15 protein-coding genes are annotated in these 16,862 nt (G+C 73.4%); 5 read left to right on the top strand and 10 right to left on the bottom strand.

What is annotated here, in order from left to right; genetic code table 11:
• Positions 1-2,187 (bottom strand): ATP-binding protein (locus AB0D28_RS21110; protein ID WP_357388124.1); only part of this gene is annotated, 2,187 nt, incomplete at its 3' end.
• Positions 2,188-2,308: 121 nt separating this feature from the next.
• The gene (locus tag AB0D28_RS21105) at positions 2,309-3,679 is read right to left on the bottom strand and encodes an FGGY family carbohydrate kinase (RefSeq protein WP_357388123.1); all 1,371 of its coding nucleotides are present in this window, start codon (positions 3,677-3,679) and stop codon (positions 2,309-2,311) included.
• A 259-nt stretch (positions 3,680-3,938) separates the two neighbouring features.
• Between AB0D28_RS21105 and AB0D28_RS21100 the strand changes: the two genes are divergently transcribed.
• Entirely contained in the window at positions 3,939-5,858 is a 1,920-nt protein-coding gene (locus AB0D28_RS21100) for a chorismate-binding protein (protein ID WP_357388121.1), read from the top strand.
• Between the two features lie 70 nt (positions 5,859-5,928).
• Here the strand turns inward: AB0D28_RS21100 and wrbA are convergent, their stop codons facing one another.
• Positions 5,929-6,546, bottom strand: a complete 618-nt coding sequence (gene wrbA, locus AB0D28_RS21095; RefSeq protein WP_357388119.1) for an NAD(P)H:quinone oxidoreductase — start codon at positions 6,544-6,546, stop codon at positions 5,929-5,931.
• A gap of 85 nt (positions 6,547-6,631) precedes the next feature.
• Between wrbA and AB0D28_RS21090 the strand changes: the two genes are divergently transcribed.
• Positions 6,632-7,123: a GNAT family N-acetyltransferase gene (locus AB0D28_RS21090; protein WP_357388117.1), complete on the top strand. Its 492-nt coding sequence runs from the start codon at positions 6,632-6,634 to the stop codon at positions 7,121-7,123.
• A 203-nt stretch (positions 7,124-7,326) separates the two neighbouring features.
• Positions 7,327-8,430 carry a winged helix DNA-binding domain-containing protein gene (locus AB0D28_RS21085; RefSeq protein WP_357388115.1) on the top strand — a complete coding sequence of 368 codons (1,104 nt, stop codon included), beginning with the start codon at positions 7,327-7,329 and terminating at the stop codon, positions 8,428-8,430.
• Positions 8,431-8,514: 84 nt separating this feature from the next.
• On the opposite strand, the gene ugpC is transcribed toward AB0D28_RS21085, so the two are convergent.
• From ugpC to AB0D28_RS21065, 4 genes are read right to left on the bottom strand one after another with little or no spacing between them, the layout of a single operon-like run.
• The gene (gene ugpC, locus AB0D28_RS21080) at positions 8,515-9,723 is read right to left on the bottom strand and encodes a sn-glycerol-3-phosphate ABC transporter ATP-binding protein UgpC (protein ID WP_357388113.1); all 1,209 of its coding nucleotides are present in this window, start codon (positions 9,721-9,723) and stop codon (positions 8,515-8,517) included.
• Between the two features lie 9 nt (positions 9,724-9,732).
• Positions 9,733-10,569, bottom strand: coding sequence for a carbohydrate ABC transporter permease (locus AB0D28_RS21075; protein ID WP_357388111.1), 837 nt, complete (start codon positions 10,567-10,569; stop codon positions 9,733-9,735).
• Between the two features lies 1 nt (position 10,570).
• Entirely contained in the window at positions 10,571-11,572 is a 1,002-nt protein-coding gene (locus AB0D28_RS21070) for a sugar ABC transporter permease (RefSeq protein ID WP_357388109.1), read from the bottom strand.
• A gap of 55 nt (positions 11,573-11,627) precedes the next feature.
• Positions 11,628-12,911, bottom strand: a complete 1,284-nt coding sequence (locus AB0D28_RS21065) for an ABC transporter substrate-binding protein (RefSeq protein WP_357388107.1) — start codon at positions 12,909-12,911, stop codon at positions 11,628-11,630.
• Positions 12,912-13,301: 390 nt separating this feature from the next.
• On the opposite strand from AB0D28_RS21065, the gene AB0D28_RS21060 reads away from it, so the two are divergent.
• Complete coding sequence (locus AB0D28_RS21060) at positions 13,302-13,733, top strand: hypothetical protein (RefSeq protein WP_357388105.1); 432 nt, start codon at positions 13,302-13,304, stop codon at positions 13,731-13,733.
• Positions 13,734-13,780: 47 nt separating this feature from the next.
• On the top strand, positions 13,781-14,056 hold the full coding sequence (locus AB0D28_RS21055; RefSeq protein ID WP_354873181.1) for a hypothetical protein: 276 nt from the start codon (positions 13,781-13,783) through the stop codon (positions 14,054-14,056).
• Positions 14,057-14,120: 64 nt separating this feature from the next.
• Here the strand turns inward: AB0D28_RS21055 and AB0D28_RS21050 are convergent, their stop codons facing one another.
• The 3 genes from AB0D28_RS21050 to AB0D28_RS21040 form a co-directional block, all read right to left on the bottom strand.
• On the bottom strand, positions 14,121-14,822 hold the full coding sequence (locus AB0D28_RS21050; RefSeq protein WP_357388103.1) for a hypothetical protein: 702 nt from the start codon (positions 14,820-14,822) through the stop codon (positions 14,121-14,123).
• Positions 14,823-15,224: 402 nt separating this feature from the next.
• Positions 15,225-16,010 (bottom strand): DUF4184 family protein, encoded by a 786-nt coding sequence (locus tag AB0D28_RS21045; protein WP_357388101.1) that lies wholly within the window; start codon positions 16,008-16,010, stop codon positions 15,225-15,227.
• 22 nt (positions 16,011-16,032) lie between these two features.
• A complete protein-coding gene (locus AB0D28_RS21040; protein ID WP_357388099.1) occupies positions 16,033-16,731 on the bottom strand; it encodes an HAD family hydrolase in 699 nt (232 codons plus the stop codon).
• Positions 16,732-16,862 lie beyond the last annotated feature (131 nt).

Below are 16,862 nucleotides of genomic sequence, written 5' to 3'. Positions count from 1 at the left end.
CATCACCCGGGTCCGGCGCTGCGGGCCGGCGATCACCCGGTCGATCGACTCCTCCAGGGAGTCGTTCGTGATCGCCCGCTGCTCCTTACGAGATCGGCCCGGAACCGGCTCGGCGGTCGCCGCCACGAGCGCCCCGGACGCCGCGACCCGACCGGTGAGCGCCCGCTGCTCCGCGCCGCGCCCGAGCCGGTCCGGCCCCGGCCGGTCCGTCTCCGGCGTGGGCGCCTCGGCGAGCAGCTCGGCCGGGATCCGCACCCGGGCCACCAGGCCCGCCCGGCTGGCGCTCAACCGCACCCGTACGCCGTGCCGGGCGCTGAGGTGGCTCACCACGAACAGGCCCATCCGCTCCGAGGCCGACACGTCGGCGGCCGGCGGCTCGGCGAGCACCGCGTTCGCCTCGGCCAGCGCCGACGGGCTCATGCCCAGGCCCGCGTCGACCACCTGCACCAGCGCGCCCCGGCCGTCCGGCTCGACGACCACCCGCACCGCGGTGTCCGGGCGGGAGAAGGCGGTGGCGTTCTCCAGCAGCTCCGCGAAGAGGTGCACCAGGTCGCCCACCGCGTGCCCGACGACGTGCAGGTCGGTCCGGTTCTCGTGGCGCACCCGCTGATACTGCTCGATCTCCGCGCTGGCGGCCAGCAGCACCGCGCCCAGGCCCACCGGGCGGTTCCACCGCCGGGTCGACTCGCTGCCGGCGAGCACCAGCAGGCTCTCGTCGTTGCGGCGCATGCGGGCGGCGAGGTGGTCGAGCTTGAACAGGTTCTCCAGCTGGTCCGGGTCGCTCTCCTCGCGTTCGAGTTCGTCGAGCAGCTCCAGTTGCCGCTCCACGAGCACCTGGCTGCGCCGGGCCAGGTTGACGAACATGGCGTTGACGTTGCGCCGCATCATCGCCTGCTCGACCGCCACGTCGACGGCGCTGCGGTGCACCGCCACGAACGCCTCCGCCAGCTCGCCGATCTCGTCCTGCGAGTCGATCACCGCGGGCGGTACGTCGATCGCGCCCACCGGGCGGTCCACCGTGCGCAGCCGTTCCAGCGTCAGCGGCAGGTCCACCTGCGCGATCCGCAGCGCCTGGCCGCGGAGCTGCCGCATGGCGCGGGCCACCGACCGGCCGACCAGCAGCGAGATCAGCACCGCGGCCAGGAGCACCGTGGCGATCGCGCCGCCCACCAGCAGCGTGTCGCGCAGTTGCCGGGCGCTGGCGTCGTCCGCCTCGCGTACCGCGTCGGCGACGATCTCGCTCTCCAGCTGGCGGAACAGCTCCTGCCGCTGCTCGCCGGCCGCCCACCACTGGGCCGCGTCCAGCAGGGCCGGCTTCGCCTCGCCGCCGGGCAGGGTGCGCTCCTCCATCCGGGTGGCGGCGACGAACGCCGGGTCGACCGAGGTGCGGTCGTAGCGGCGGATCTGGTCCGAGGTCGCCGCGACCCGGAACGCGCCGAGCGCGGTGAGCTGCTGGGCCCGCAGGTCGCTCAGCGTCACCTGGGCGTCGGGCTCGTACCGGCCGGACCGGGCGGCGGCGTAGAGCTCCGCGCGGATGCGCGAGGACAGCTCCTTGACCCGGGAGACCTGCACGTACCGCAGCACCGCCTCGGTCAGGTCCTGCCGGCCGTCGCCCGGCGACGGCTCGGCCAGCAGGCGCAGCAGCGCCGCGACGGACCTGTGGTAGTTGCTCAGCACGGTGTCGCTGGACAGCACCGCCGGCGCCACCGCCGCCCGGATGTTCACCACCTGGTCGTACGCCTCGATGGCCTCGGAGTAGGAAACGCGCCAGGCGGCGTCGGCGTCGGCCAGCGGCGCGGCGGCGGTGCGCAGCTCCGTCATCGCCCGGTCGGTGGCCTCCTGGAGCGGCTTGAGCGCGGCGACGGCGGCGTCCCGGTCGGCGCCGGTGCCGGCGCGGCGCAGCGCGGCCAGTTCACCGGCGGTGCGGTCCCGTTCGTGCTGGAGCCGGTCCACGGCGGCGGAGATCTGCCGGCCGATGCCGACCTGCTCGGCGAAGGCGCTCAGCGTGGTGGTCTGCCCGACCAGTCCCCGGGTCTGGATGCCGGCCAGGATCAGGAACGCCAGTGAGGGGATCACCAGCACCGTGGCGAGCTTGGTGCCCATCCGCCAGTCCCGCAGCCGGAACCCGGAGCGCCGCCGGTGCGGTTGAGGGGCCGCACCGCGAACCGGGTCGGGACCTGCGCCCACGGTTGCCTCCTCGTCCCGCCCCACCACGTCGGGGAGCGGAGTCCATCCAATCAGGCCGGCGGTCGGTGTCAACGGCCGCCCGGACGGCATGACCAGGACGGTCAGCGCCGCGGGTGGACGGTCACGCGTGCGAGGCGGCCTCGTCCGTCCGGCCGACCCCGGCGATCTCGCCCGCCTCCGCGAGCCGGCCCAGCGCGATGAGCGCGGCGCCGGTCGCGCCGATCTCCGGGTTGCGCTGCCAGGCCACCCGGCGCGGCGCGAGCGCGTCGAGGAACGCCCCGCGCCACCACGGCGAGGCGGTCAGCGCCCCGCCGCCGAGGATCACCTCCGTCGGCTCGCCGATGTCGGCCTCCAGCAGGGTCAGGTCGTCGGCGACCAGCCGGCACAGCCCGCTCATCAGACCGGCGAGGATGTCCACGGCGGTGGTGCCGAAGCTCAGCCCGCGCAGCTCCCCCGAGCCCGCCGGGGCGGTGCCGGGTGGACGGTCGCCGCCGAAGCGCGGATCGGCCCGCACCGGGCCGGCGGTGCGGTCCAGCGCCGCCTCCAGCTCCGCGCCCTCCGGCAGCCGCAGCTCGCGGGCCGCCCAGGCGAAGAGGTTGCCGCCGCTGGAGTACGCCGCGCCGGTCACCACGTGGTCGTGGTCGACCCGGTAGCGCCAGAGCTGCGCCGGCAGCGGCGGCGGCTGCGCACCGGCCGGCAGCGCCTGGATCACACGGACCGCCGCCGAGGTGCCGACGGTCACCGCCGCGCGGGAGGGCTCGACGCAGCCCGAGCCGACGTTCGCCGCCGCGCCGTCGCCGACCGGCGGCGCCCACCGCGCGCCGGCCAACTGCGGCCAGCGCCGGGCGTACGTCGCGTTCAGCCGGCCGTGCCAGCCCCGCGGGGCCGGCGGCGCCAACCCATCCGGGCGTACGCCGGCCAGCTCGCACGCCTCCGCGTCCCAGTCCAGGCGCCACAGGTCGAACAGCCCGGTGCCGGAGGCCAGCGACACGGACATCGGCGCCTCGTCGAGCAGCGTGCCGAGCGCGTACTCGGTGAGCCCGGTGAAACGGGCGGCCGGGCCGGCCCGCTCGCGCAGCCAGGGCAGCCGCACCGACCAGTAGCAGCGGTGCCACCAGGTGCCGGTACGCCTGTGGAAGTCCTCCGGGTCGGCCGGCCCGGTCGCTCCGCCAAGCGGCTCCGGCCGGGTGTCCAGCCAGGTCAGCACCGGCCCCGACGGTGTGCCGTCGGCGGCCACCGGCAGCACCGAGTGCCACTGCGCGGAGGTGGCGACCAGCTCCACGTCCCGCAGGTGCCCACCGGCGGCCAGCTCGTCCACGCACTCGATCAGGCAGGCCAGATAGGCCGGGCCGTCGAGCGTCCCGCTGCCGTCCTCCCCGGTGACCAGGCGCACCCGGCGCCGGGCCAGCGCGCCCGGACGGGGCACGGCGTCCGCGTCGAGCACCAGGCCGCGCACCGAGGAGGTGCCCAGATCCAGAGCGAGAATGTCCATCGCCGGTCAACCTACCCGCCGTGACCGGCGGCTACGCCAAGATCCGTACCGCTCTCGTGTGATCGGGTTCCGCGCCGACCGCCGACCGCGTACAGTGACCGTCATGCTCGCGCATCTGTCCTGCTGGTGGCCCGCCGACCCGGCGGCCCACCCCCGCGCGTAGCTTTCCCCACGCGGCCGCCCGACGAGGCGGCCGCCGGTCTTCCCCGGCATCCCGGGTCGCCTTCACCGGCGGCCACCGGCCCACCGAGGAGACCCGATGACCCGCCCGTCCGACCCGCTCGCCGCCGTCGCGGCCGGCCGCGACCCCGGCCCGTTCGCGCTCGTCCGCCGCGAGGGCGCCGGCCATGTCGACCTGTTCACCGGCCCGGTACGCACCGCCGACCGGCTCGCCGACCTGCCACTGCCCGAACACGGCCCCGGGCCGCACACGCTGGCGGTGGTGCCGTACCGGCAGATCACCGAACGCGGTTTCGAGTGCGTCGACGACGGGCTGCCGCTGGAGTTCCTGGCGGTCGAGGAGCACCGGCGGATACCGCTCGCCGAACTCCTCGACGACCTGCCCGACGCCGAGGTACGCACCCGCGACGCCGGCTTCGACATCCCCGACGACGAGTACGCGGCGATAGTGGAACGGGTGCTGACCGACGAGATCGGCCGGGGCGAGGGCGCGAACTTCGTCATCCACCGCACCATGCGCGCCACAGTGCAGGGCGACCCGCTTGCGGCGGCCCTGGCCGCGCTGCGCCGGCTGCTGCTGCGCGAGCGGGGCGCGTACTGGACGTTCCTGGTGCACACCGGCACCCGGATCCTGGTCGGCGCCAGCCCTGAGCGGCACGTCAGCGTCGCCGACGGGCTGGTCGAGATGAACCCGATCAGCGGCACGTTCCGGCACCGGGGCGCGACCGTCGACCGGGCTGAGCTGCTGCGCTTCCTGCACGACGAGAAGGAGGTGGAGGAGCTGTACATGGTGCTGGACGAGGAGCTGAAGATGATGGCCGTGGTCGCCGAGCACGGCGGCCAGGTGGTCGGGCCGTACCTGAAGGAGATGGCGCACCTGGCGCACACCGAGTACCTGCTGGCCGGGCGCTGCTCCCGGGACGTCCGCGAGGTGCTGCGGGAGACCATGTTCGCGCCGACGGTCACCGGCAGCCCGATGGAGAACGCCTGCCGGGTGATCGCCCGGCACGAGCGCGCCGGCCGGCGCTACTACGCCGGGGTGCTCGCCCTGCTGGGCCGCGACGAGCAGGGCCGGCAGACGCTCGACGCGCCGATCCTGATCCGTACCGCCGAGATCTCCCCGGACGGCGCGCTGCGCGTGCCGGTCGGCGCGACGCTGGTCCGGCACTCGACCACCGCCGGGGAGGTCGCCGAGACGCACGCGAAGGCCGCCGGGGTGCTCGCCGCGCTGGGTCTGGGCCCGGACGCGCCGCGCTCGGCCACCGAGCCGGCCGTCCGGTACGCCGACGACCCCGAGGTACGCGCCGCGCTGGCCGCCCGCAACGCCCCGCTGGCCCGGTTCTGGCTGGACCAGCGGAAGCCGGGGGCACTCGCGCTGCGCGGGCTCGCCGGACGCCGGGCGCTGATCGTCGACGGCGAGGACACGTTCACCGGCATGCTCGCCCACCAGCTCGGCGCGCTGGGCCTGGCGGTGACCCGGCGGGACTGGCCGGACCCGGGCCCGCTGGACGGCTACGACCTGGTGGTGGTCGGCCCGGGGCCGGGTGACCCGCGGGACGCCACCGCCCCGAAGATGGTGGCGCTGCGGGCGCTGCTGACCGAGCTGCTCGACTCGGGCCGGCCGACGCTCGCGGTGTGCCTGGGCCACCAGTTGCTCGCCGGGCTGCTGGGCCTGCCGCTGCACCGCCGCGACGCGCCGTACCAGGGGTTGCCGCGGGACGTGCCGGTGTTCGGGGTGACCCGCCGCGTCGGGTTCTACGCCAGCTTCACCGCCCGCGCCGACGCCGACCGGGTCGCCGGCACGTACGGCCCGGTCGAGGTGTCCCGCGACCCGGCCGACGGCGCGGTGCACGCGCTGCGCGGCGCGGGCTTCGCCGGGGTGCAGTTCCACCCGGAGTCGGTGCTGAGCCAGGACGGCACGAAGGTCCTGGCGGATCTGCTCGGGCATCTGCTCGACCGGCCGGCGCTGAGCGCGCATGGCGCGGCCGATCGCGGGTAGGGCACTGGCGACCGGTGGTCCGGACGGGTTCGAGAGCCCCCGCCCGGCCACCGGTCACCCGTCGCGCCGGTCAGCCGGCCATGCCCCGCTTCAGCGCCGCCCCCATCAGCACGGCCCGCTTGGCGGTCAGCGCGGTGGCGGTCAGGGCCACGTGGTCCGGGGCCACCTCGCCGTTGTTGCTGGTGTGCGACGCGCCGTACGGGTTGCCGGCGACGAACTGGCTCGGGTCGGTGTAGCCGGGGGTCACCACGACACCGCCCCAGTGGTAGAAGACCGTGTACAGCGACAGCAGCGTCGCCTCCTGGCCGCCGTGCGACGTGGCGGTCGAGGTGAACCCGGTGTAGACCTTGTCGGCCAGCGCCCCGTTGGCCCACAGCGGCCCGGTGGTGTCGATGAACTGCTTGAGCTGGGCGGCGATCATGCCGTACCGGGTCGGCGCGCCCATGATCACCACGTCCGCCCAGGCCAGGTCGTCCGGTTCGGCCTCCATCACGTCCTGGGTCTCCAGCCGGTGCGCCTGCCAGCCGGAGTTGGAGCGGATCGCCTCGTCGGGCGCCAGCTCACGTACCTTGCGCAGGCGCACCTCGGCGCCGGCCTCCCCCGCCGCCTCGACCGCCGCCTGCGCCATCTGGTAGGTGATGCCGGTCGCGCTGTAATAGATCACCGCGACCTTGACCTGGCCATCCATCAGACGTTTCCTCCTCGTTTCGGGTCAGCTCCGGCGACTACCCGTTACTTGCTCCGTCAAACGCCGGGCGTGGCATGCTCGCCGGGTGCAGATCCGTACCGCCACGCCGGCCGACTGGCCGCTGATCTGGCCGTTCCTGCGCGAGATCGTGGCGGCCGGCGAGACGTACACCTGGCCCCGCGACCTCACCGAGGAGCAGGCGCGTGGGCTCTGGATGCCGGCCCCGCCGGCGCGCACCGTGGTCGCGGTGGCGCCGGACGGCGCGGTGCTCGGTTCGGCCAAGCTGGCGCCCAACCAGGGTGGTCCGGGCGACCACGTGGCGAACGCCTCGTTCATGGTCGACCCGGCCGCCGCCGGGCGCGGCGTCGGCCGGGCGCTGGCCGCGCACGTGCTCGACGCGGCCCGGGCCGACGGCTACCGGGCCATGCAGTTCAACGCCGTGGTGGCCACTAACACCCGGGCGGTCGCGCTGTGGCGGTCGCTGGGCTTCGAGGTGATCGGCCGGGTGCCGGAGGGCTTCCGGCACCCCACCCGGGGGTACGTCGACCTGCTGGTGATGCACCGGCGCCTGGCTTGAGCGTGGCTCAAGATTTGCGCAAGTTCCGCCGGCAACCGCTGCCTGCGCCCAGCTCACACGGGATGCTGATCGGACCGGCGCCGGCCGCACCGGCCGCCCCCGCGCCGGGAACCTGAACGGGGGATCGCGCTGGTGTCGGCAGCGCCGCCGGCGCAGCGCGATCAGGGGCCGGATTGTCGTACCCCGGGCCTAGGCTGACGCCCGTGACCGTACGCCTCAGCCGCGCCGAGGCGCTCGCGCTGCGCATGACCGCCCTGCTGCTGCGCCCGCACCCCACCGCCCGCCCGACGGGTGTCGCCGACGTGGTCGAGTGGTTCGGCGCCATGCAGGCGCAAGACGCGGCGAGCGGGCTGTGGTCGCTCGGCGTACGCCTGCCCGGCTCCACCCAGGCCGACGTCAGCGCGGCGCTGGAGCGGCGCGAGGCGCTGCGCACCTGGCCGATGCGCGGCACCGTGCACCTGGTGCCGGCGCGCGACACGCGGTGGATGCTGGAGCTGACCGGGGCGCGGACGCTCGCCGGCATCGGCGGGCGGTGGCGGCAGCTCGGGCTGACCCTCGCCGACTGCGACCGGGCCGGCGACGTGCTGGGCGCGGCGCTGACCGGCGGCGGGCGGCTCACCCGCGCCGAGTGCCTGGCCGCGTTGCGCGCCGCCGGGCTGGACACGGACGGTCAGCGCGGCTACCACCTGCTGTGGTACGCCAGCCAGCGCGGCGTCACCTGCATCGCCCCGCACGTCGGCACCGAGCAGACGTTCGTCCTGCTCGACGAGTGGGCGCCCGAGCCGCACCGTCCGGAGCGCGACGAGGCGCTGGCGTTGCTGGCGCACCGCTACGTGCGCGGCCACGGCCCGGTGTCGCGGCACGAGCTGGCCCGGTGGACCGGCCTGACCGTCACCGACGCGACCCGGGCGATCACGCTCGCCGGTGACCTGCTCTCCCCGGTCGAGGTCGACGGCGAGCCCGCGGTGGTCGACACCGCGCTGCTCGACGCGCCCCGCGCGCCCGCCGACGACGTGCACACGCTGCCCGGCTTCGACGAATACCTGCTCGGCTTCAAGGACCGGTCGCTGATGCTCGACCCGGCGCACGCCGCCGCCGTGGTCCCCGGCAACAACGGGATGTTCCGCTCCACTGTGGTGCGCGGCGGGCGCGTGGCCGGCACCTGGACGCGGACGATCGGCGCGAAGGCGGTGAGGGTGACCGTGCACCAGCTCGTGCCGTTCGACGCCGCGCTGCGATCCCGGGTGGACGCCGCACTGGCGGCTTACGCCCGTTTCCTCGGCCTTGCGCTGCGCCACTCCTGGTGACGGCGCAGGGCCTGCCGATCCCCTCCGGCGGTCCTGCCGAGGGCCGGCGGCAGACATGCCACCGGCCCTCGGGCGGGTCCGGGATCAGTCGGCGAGCGCGCCGGCCGATCGGCCCTCGTGCAGCGTCAGGTTGCGGCCGCTGCCCGGGTCGAACAGGTGGATCTTCTCCAGGTTGAACCACACCCGCCGCGACTCGCCCTCGCGTACCGGCGACTCCGCCGACAGCCGGGTGACCAGGTTCGACCCGGCGCCGGCGAAGTCCGCCGCACCCGTGTCGGCGGCCAGCTCCTCCAGCTCGGCGGCGGTGGCCCGCTCCCCCTCGACGGTGAAGTAGACGTACTTGTCCGAGCCCATCGACTCGACGATGTCGACGGGCGCCTCGAACTCCATGCCCCGGCGGCGGGTCTCGTCGTCGACCAGCGCCGCGTCCTCGAAGTGCTCCGGGCGGATGCCGAGGATCAGCTCCCGTGGTGCGTCGGCGCCCTCCAGCTCGCGGCGGATCCGGTCGCCGACCGGCACGTCACCGAGCGCGGTCCGCAGCCGGCCGTCCTCCACGACGGCGTGCACGAAGTTCATCGAGGGCGAGCCGATGAAGCCGGCGACGAAGAGGTTGCGCGGGTGGTCGTACAGCTCCTGCGGCGGCCCGACCTGCTGCACCGCGCCGCCGCGCATGATGACCACCCGGTCGCCCAGCGTCATCGCCTCGGTCTGGTCGTGGGTGACATAGACGGTGGTGGTGCCGAGCTGCTTCTGCAGCCGGGACACCACTGTGCGCATCTGCACCCGCAGCTTGGCGTCGAGGTTCGACAGCGGCTCGTCCATCAGGAACGCCTTGGGCTGGCGGACGATCGCCCGGCCCATCGCCACCCGCTGCCGCTGCCCGCCGGAGAGGTTGGCCGGCTTGCGGTCCAGCAGCGCGGTCAGCTCCAGCACCTTCGCCGCCTCGTCGACCTTCTGGTTGATGGTCTCCTTGTCCAGCTTCGCCAGCCGCAGCGGGAACGCCATGTTCTCCCGGACGGTCATGTTCGGGTAGAGCGCGTACGACTGGAAGACCATCGCGATGTCCCGGTCCCGGGGGGCCTTGTCGTTGACCCGCTCACCGCCGATGCGCAGCTCACCGGAGCTGATGTCCTCCAGCCCGGCGATCATGTTGAGCGTGGTGGACTTCCCGCAGCCGGACGGGCCGACCAGGATGACGAACTCGCCGTCGGCGATCTCCAGGTCGACGTCCTGTACGGCGGTGGTCCCGTCCGGGAACCGCTTGCTCACCTTGTCCAGCACGATGTCGGCCATTGCTACCACCTATCCCTTGACTGCGCCGGAGGTCAGACCGGAGACGATGCGGCGCTGGAAGAAGAGCACGAACAGGATGATCGGCACGGTGATCACCACCGCGGCGGCGCAGATCGCCCCGGTCGGGTCCTCGAACTGCGACTCGCCGGTGAAGAACTGCAGGGCCACCGGGACCGTGCGGGACCGCTCGGTCGAGGTGAGCGTGATCGCGAACAGGAAGTCGTTCCAGCAGAAGATGAAGACCAGGATCGCCGTGGTGAACACGCCGGGTGCGGCCAGCGGCGCGATCACCCGCCGGAACGCCTGCGCCTGGGTGGCGCCGTCCATCTTCGCCGCCTTCTCCAGGTCCCACGGGATCTGCTTGAAGAACGCCGACAGCGTGTAGATCGCCAGCGGCAGCGCGAACGTGATGTACGGCAGGATCAGCCCCGGCCAGGTGTCGAACAGCCCGAGCTGCCGTTCGATCTCGAACAGCGGCGACACCAGCGACACCTGGGGGAACATCGCGATCAGCAGCGAGACGCCGACGAGCAGCTTCTTGCCCGGGAAGTCCAGCCGGGAGATCGCGTACGCGGCCATCGTCCCGAGCACCACGGCGATGGCGGTGGCGATCAGCGCGATGCCGATGGAGTTGACCAGGGCCCGGACGAACTGGTCGGTGTCGAAGATGGTCCGGTAGTTGTCGAGCGTCCACTCCCGTGGCCAGAACTTGCCGTCGGTGAGCGTGGCCGGGGTCTTGAACGACAGCGAGGCGATCCAGAGCACGGGGACCAGCGCGAAGACGACTACCACGACGTCCAGCAGGCCCCAACGCACCTTCGCCCGCGTGGTGGTTTCCACTGCCATGTCAGCGCCTCTCCCCATCGTCGCTGCCCGGGGCAGCGGTGCCGAACAGCTTCACGAACACGAAGGCGATGATCGCCACGGTGATGAAGATCAGCACCGACATCGTGGAACCGATGCCGAGGTTCAGGCCCCGGATCAGGTTGTTGTAGGCGAGCATCGACACCGACGACGTCTCGTTACCGCCGTTGGTGAGCACGAAGATGTTGTCGAAGACCCGGAACGCGTCGAGCGTGCGGAACAGCAGCGCGACCAGGATGGCCGGCTTCATCACCGGCAGCATCACCTTGGTGAACCGCTGCCACGCCGTCGCGCCGTCGGTGGAGGCCGCCTTGAGCAGGTCCTCCGGCACGAGTGCCAGCCCGGCCATGAGCAGCAGCGCCATGAACGGGGTGGTCTTCCAGATCTCCGCCAGCATGATGATCGCCAGCGAGCTGGCCCGCTCGGTCAGCGGGGCGCTGCCGTCGAACAGGTTCGCCAGGTAGCCGGTGCCCGGCGTCCAGGCGTACCGCCAGGAGAACGCCGCGACCACAGTGACGATGCCGTACGGGATCAACGCGGCGGTGCGGACGATGCCGCGGCCGACGAGCGTCCGGTGCATGATCAGCGCCAGGCCCATGCCGAGCACCAGCTCGACCGCGACGGTCACCACTGTGATCAGCGCGGTCACCCCGAACGCGGTCCACCAGAAGTCGTTCGTCAGCACGGTGACGTAGTTCTCCAGACCGACGAACTCCCGCTCGTCGGGGAAGCGCAGGTCGAAGCGTTGCAGCGACAGCCAGACCGAGTACAGGATCGGGTACGCGGTGACCAGCACCATGACCAGCGCGGCCGGCGCGCACAGCAGCCAGCCCAGACGCCGCTCGGCCCGCTTGTTCTCGCTCAGCGGGGCGCGGGATCCACGCCGGGACCGCTGTTCCGGTACGGCGGCGTGCCGGCCGCCCGGCTGCTCGGCCTCGGCCTCGGCGGCGGCCTGCGCGCCGGCCGGGGTGGCGTTCACGCTCACAGTGCCACCTTCTTTCGCGACTGCGGGGCTCGCAGGACCGGCTCACTCCTCGCGCTCATGGCAGAACCCCCTTGGACTCCAGCGCGTCGGAGATCGCCTTGCGCAGCTCGTCGGCGGTCTGCTCGGGCCGGATCGCCGACGGCGGCGACAGGATCGCCGACATCACCGTGGAGATGCTCTGGTACGCCGGGGTCAGCGGCCGGACCGCGGAGTCCTTCAGCTCCTCCAGGATGGTCTCCTTCATCGGGTACGCCTCGGTCATCTCCGGGTCGTCGTAGACGGCCTCGATGGTGGGCGGCACGCCGTCGTTGACGGCGGAGAACTTCTGGTTCTCGGCGTTACGCAGGCAGCGGGCCGCCTCGAACGCCTCCTCCGGGTGCTTGGAGTAGCTGCTGACCGCCAGGTTGACCCCGCCGATGGTGACCTTGCTGGGGGTGTCCGCGTCGATGCCGGGCACCCGGGCCCACTTCACGTCCTTCGCCAGGTCGGGGTTGGCCTCCTGCAGCGCCGGATAGACGAACGGCCAGTTCACCTGGAACGCGCCCTTGCCGGACTGGAACTCCAGCCGTACCGGGTCCTCCAGCGCGTTGCTGAACGACGGCGAGGTCACGCCCGACGTGGCGAACTTCTGGAGCTGGTCCAGCGCGCGAACCGCGCCGGCGTCCATCTCCGCCTTCTTGCCGTCGTCACTGAGGATCTTGCCGCCGGCGCTCTCGGCGAGCGTGTTGTAGAGCACCACCAGGCCCTCGTACTGGGCGCCCATGGTGAGCACCTGGTACGGCTTGCCCTGCTCCTTGAGCTGCTGGGCGGCGGAGATCATCTCGTCCCAGGTCTTCGGCGGCTGCGACACCAGGTCGGACCGGTACCACAGCAGCTGCACGTTGGTGTTCTTGGGAGCGGCGTAGAGCTTGTCCTCGTACCGGGCGGTCTCCAGCGGGCCGCCGAGCGTGCCCTGCTCGACCTCGGACTTGTCCTGGCCGGTCCACTCCTTGATCCACTTCGCGCTGGCGAACTCCTGGGTCCACGTGACGTCCAGGCCGAGCACGTCCATCCCGCTGTCCTGCGCGGCGAGCCGCCGCACCATCTGCACCCGCTGCTCGTCGGCCTCGCGCGGCAGCACCCGGTAGTCGATCCGGTACCGCCCCTGCGCCGCCGTGTTGCAGGTGTCGACGACCTTCTGCAGGTTCTGCTCGGGCGGGTAGTACAGGTTGATCGTGGGGACGCCGCCGTCGCCGCCGGACCCGCAGGCGGCCAGCGGGGCCACCAACGCGAGCGCGGCGGCCGCTGCCGCCGCGCGTCCGGCCGGCCGCCGTGCGGCCGTGTCGGGGACTGTCGTCATCACCCTCCCCCTCTCTTCGGCGAAGAACCGGGGAGTGACACGTGCCCCGGTGCACGGCGAGACGACCGGGGCGCGGGCCCGATCGCCCGACGCCCCGGGCGTGTCGTGCGGCTGAACGTGCCCGACCTGCGACGGAGCGAAACATCACGGACATGTGACGGCGGCCCGGCACACCGGCGCCCGACCGCCGTGGCGATCCGGGAGCGGCGGAGGCTACCCAGCGTCAGCCGGCTCGGCTAGCGTTTTGCCCAGCTCCGTAGCCGGCGCGTCGCCGTCGACGCCGACGCGCCTCCGGCCGTCCCCCATCGCCCGCCCGATCGGTTGGTTCTGACGGGAAGTGCCTTGCGTGCGTTCCCCGGTTGGGCAGGATTCCCCCGAGGAGGTGCCGTCGTGCAGGACACCCGCGCTCTCGCCCTGACGTTCGAGGTGAGCGGCCTGCCCCCGGTCAAGACCGAGGCCCTGTCCATCTTCGCCGCCGGGCACCGGCAGGCGACGAGGGTCCGCGCCCTGCTTCAGGCCGCCTGCACGGCGGCCCAGCGCACCGGGTGGACCCCGCTGACCGGGCCGGTCGAGGTGGAACTGACCCTGCGCTGTCCGCCCGGGCACCGCACCTCCGACGCCAGCACCCTGCTGGGCGGGGTGTGCGCGGTGCTCCAGGACAAGAAGCGGGTGTCCAGCATCGGTCTCGCCCACCTCGGCGTGCTCGTCGACGTCGCGCTCTGGGCCGACGACCGGCAGATCCGCCGGCTGTCGTACGTCGAACAGCCGGCGGAGGAGTTCTCATATCTGGTCCGGGTGTCGGCCGTACCGACGATGGTTTGACCGACGTCCGCGGTGGGGTACCGCGGACGCCGACGAAGGGAGTGCCGATGTCGGAGCCACATGTCACGCTCGATCCGAGCGGGCTGGACCCCGTGCAGCAGAAGCTGCGCGGCCCGCTGGAGGATCAGCTGACCTCGGCCCTGCAGGCGGCCGCCGACCGGGTCCGCGCCGGCTACGCCGGCGAGCCGGTGGAGGACGTCTGCCGTCGGTTGCTCGACGAGACCCGCTCCGGCCTGCACCCCGACATCGCCGCCGGGTTCAACCCGGACATGGACGAGTTCTGCCGGGTGGCGGTGGCGATCGTGCGCGGCGAGGTCGGCTGACACTCACTCATCGACGGGGCATCCGAAGCTCGAAACCAACGACCTCGCCCGACTCCTCGCCGGATCAGCTCCGCCGCACGTCGACTGCCACCACGTGGGTGCCGTCCGGGCGGTCGGACTCCCCCAGCCGCACCGGCAGCCGGCCGCCGTCGGACGGTTGCAGGCCGAGGCCGAAACTGAGGTGGCCCTCGAAGTCGCCGGCCACCGCCCATCCGCGCAGCGTGGGGAAGCGGATCGCCGCTGGCGGCAGGTCCGCCGTTCCGCCGCCGCGGGCGTCGTGCGCCTGGGCCGGATCGAACCGCACCGACAGGTACGCGGTGCCGGGCAGCGTGACCGGCGCGCCCCGCCCCTCGGTCACCACCTGCGGCACGTAGGAGACCTCGTAGGACGGGGTGGGACCGCGGAAGGCGAACGTGATCCGGCTGAACCCCTCCGCCGGATGGTCACCGACGTCGATCGCCACCAGGACGGGCAGCGGTTCCCCGGGCGGCGGGGTGACCGGCACCCGTACCCGATGGGTCACCCGGGCCGGGCCGCCGGGCACCGCCCACCCCCAGGTGACGCGCCAGGACTCGGCGGCCGACGCGGCATCGGTCGGGACCGGCGGGGTGGGGGTGGCCCCCGGAGCGTCGGTGAGGGCCGGCGCGGACGCCGCCGCGACCGTCGGGGTGGGCGCCGGGGACGCGCCGTCGTGGCCGGTCGCCGTACAGGCCGTCACGAACAGCACGACCAGACCGGCGAGCAGCGGTACGCGCTGAGGTGTCATGACTCAGTGTCGCTCCGTCACCGGCCCGCGCACCAGGGGTGTCCCACCCGCGATCCGGGCGGCGATCCAGCGTGCTGGTGGAGGGCGCCGGACGGGTCAGGACCGGGTCCGCAACTCCCCGGTCCTGACCCCGGCCGTCCGGTTGGGTAGCGGTCTGCGCCACGGGAGCGCGGCAGGCGTGGCACGACGCCTTCCGCCGGGCTCCGCACGGCGAGCCGGTATGCCCGCACTCAGCTCCACGGTGCTCTCACCACCGGACTCCGGTGCGCCCCCGCCTCACCCCGACGAGGCATGGGCGCCGGCTCAGGTTAGGCGCGTCCGCGCAGGCCGGACAAGCGATGACCGACGACTGCGGTTGTGATTGATGTCTATGCGGAATTGCGGCATGTCGGCGTAACGGGGTCAGCCGGTTTCGCGCTGTTCGACTTCGAGACGCCGAGTCCGCCCGGCGGGCGACGGCGGGCCGGTCCGGGCCGCCACCGCCCCGGCGACGAGCGCCAACGCGACCACGTGCAGCGCCCGTACGCCGGCCGGGGCGGCGACGCCGGCCGCCGGCAGCGCGGGCAGCAGCAGCGCGCCGAGCCCGGTGACCGCCAGCGCCACCCGCCAGAACACGTTCGGCTTCGCCTCCGGCCCGGGTACGGGCACGTCACCGGACCGCAGCCCGCGGCGGGCCTCGTAGACGGCCAGCCCGGCCACCAGCAGCCCGCCGCCCAGGCCGGTCACCAGATCGGCGAACTGGTACCAGTACACGCCGGTCAGGGCGTGGAAGTCGGCGACGCCGAGCAGCCGGGGCAGCCGTTCGCTGTGGCTGGCCCGGTCCCAGGCCACGTGGCTGAACGCGCCGATGAGCGCCGAGCAGACGGTCACCTGCCACGGGTGGCGCACAGTGGCCAGTGTCGCGTACCACTGCCAGCCGAACAGCCGCCGCGCGGGCAGGTGCACCGCGATGCCGGCGACCACGCGGCGCAGCACCCAGGCGTACCCGAGGGCGACCGGCAGGCACCACCAGAGCAGTCCGCCGAGCGTGTGCGTCCGCATGCCGAGCGCCAGTCGCGTGCCGGTGAACAGGTACGCGACGTCCGGCGCCACCGCGCCGGTGCACAGTGCCACGCCGTCGAACCAGCCCGGCCGCCACAGTTTGAGCGGCAGCACCGGCGCCAGGTGCGACGGGAAGGTCAGCGGCACCCTCCGGACGTTACCGGCCCGCTCAGAAGTGCTGGACCAGGTCGGGGAACGCGGCCAGCCGGATCACCCGGGAGTCGGACGGGTTCAGCTCGTCGTGCTCCAGGATCCAGGTGTTCTCGTTCGGGATGAAGACCGCGTTCATCCCGGCGGCCCGCGCGGGCAGGATGTCCGAGCGCGGGGAGTTGCCGATCATCCACGCGGCGGCCGGGTCGAAGGCGTGCTCGCGGGCCAGCCAGCGGTAGGTGTCGGCGTCCTTCTCCGGCACGATGTGCGCGGCCCGGAAGTGGTGCAGCAGCCCGCACGCGTCCAGCTTGCGCTGCTGCTCCTCGCGCTCGCCCTTGGTCAGCAGCAGCAGCTCGTGCCGCCCGGCCAGGTCGTCGAGCGTCTCGGCCACGCCCGGCATCAGCTCCACCTGGTGCCCGACCAGCGCGGCGGCGAGCTGCTCGATCTCGGCGCGCTCCCCTGCGGTGGCCGGACGCTCGCGCAGCCTCTCCAGGCACTCCCCGAGGCTGCGCAGGAAGACCTTGCTGCCGTAGCCGTGCGCGACGGCGTTCGCGCGCTCGATGTCGTCGAGCACCGCGCGGATCCGGGCCCGGTCCAGCGTCGGATGGTCGAGCCAGGTGAGGAAGTCGTCGATGACACGCTCGAACAGGACGTTGTTCTCCCAGAGCGTGTCGTCGGCGTCGAAGACCAGCACGGCGGCCTCCCGGCGCGGCGGCATCGCATCCCTCCCTCGTGGACCCCGGACACCGTACTGCCCGGCCGCCGGACGGGCCACGCGGTTTATCCGGTCGGCGGCCGGTTACCGGCGGCTACCCGACTGCGGAATCCCTGGTCGGACGGCATGCTTCG

This window comes from Micromonospora sp. NPDC048169, from assembly GCF_040652815.1.
Taxonomy (GTDB): Bacteria; Actinomycetota; Actinomycetes; order Mycobacteriales; family Micromonosporaceae; genus Micromonospora.
Note: the sequence above shows the minus strand (reverse complement) of the source record. Positions and strands in the feature narration are given on the sequence as shown.

Excerpts from the sequence above, each read along its gene's own strand:
- AB0D28_RS21055 (WP_354873181.1), top strand. The coding sequence starts at position 13,781 with ATGTCGGAGCCACATGTCACGCTCGATCCGAGCGGGCTGGACCCCGTG.
- AB0D28_RS21075 (WP_357388111.1), bottom strand. The coding sequence starts at position 10,569 with ATGGCAGTGGAAACCACCACGCGGGCGAAGGTGCGTTGGGGCCTGCTG.
- AB0D28_RS21050 (WP_357388103.1), bottom strand. The coding sequence starts at position 14,822 with ATGACACCTCAGCGCGTACCGCTGCTCGCCGGTCTGGTCGTGCTGTTC.
- AB0D28_RS21065 (WP_357388107.1), bottom strand. The coding sequence starts at position 12,911 with ATGACGACAGTCCCCGACACGGCCGCACGGCGGCCGGCCGGACGCGCG.
- AB0D28_RS21040 (WP_357388099.1), bottom strand. The coding sequence starts at position 16,731 with ATGCCGCCGCGCCGGGAGGCCGCCGTGCTGGTCTTCGACGCCGACGAC.
- AB0D28_RS21105 (WP_357388123.1), bottom strand. The coding sequence starts at position 3,679 with ATGGACATTCTCGCTCTGGATCTGGGCACCTCCTCGGTGCGCGGCCTG.
- AB0D28_RS21100 (WP_357388121.1), top strand. The coding sequence starts at position 3,939 with ATGACCCGCCCGTCCGACCCGCTCGCCGCCGTCGCGGCCGGCCGCGAC.
- wrbA (WP_357388119.1), bottom strand. The coding sequence starts at position 6,546 with ATGGATGGCCAGGTCAAGGTCGCGGTGATCTATTACAGCGCGACCGGC.
- ugpC (WP_357388113.1), bottom strand. The coding sequence starts at position 9,723 with ATGGCCGACATCGTGCTGGACAAGGTGAGCAAGCGGTTCCCGGACGGG.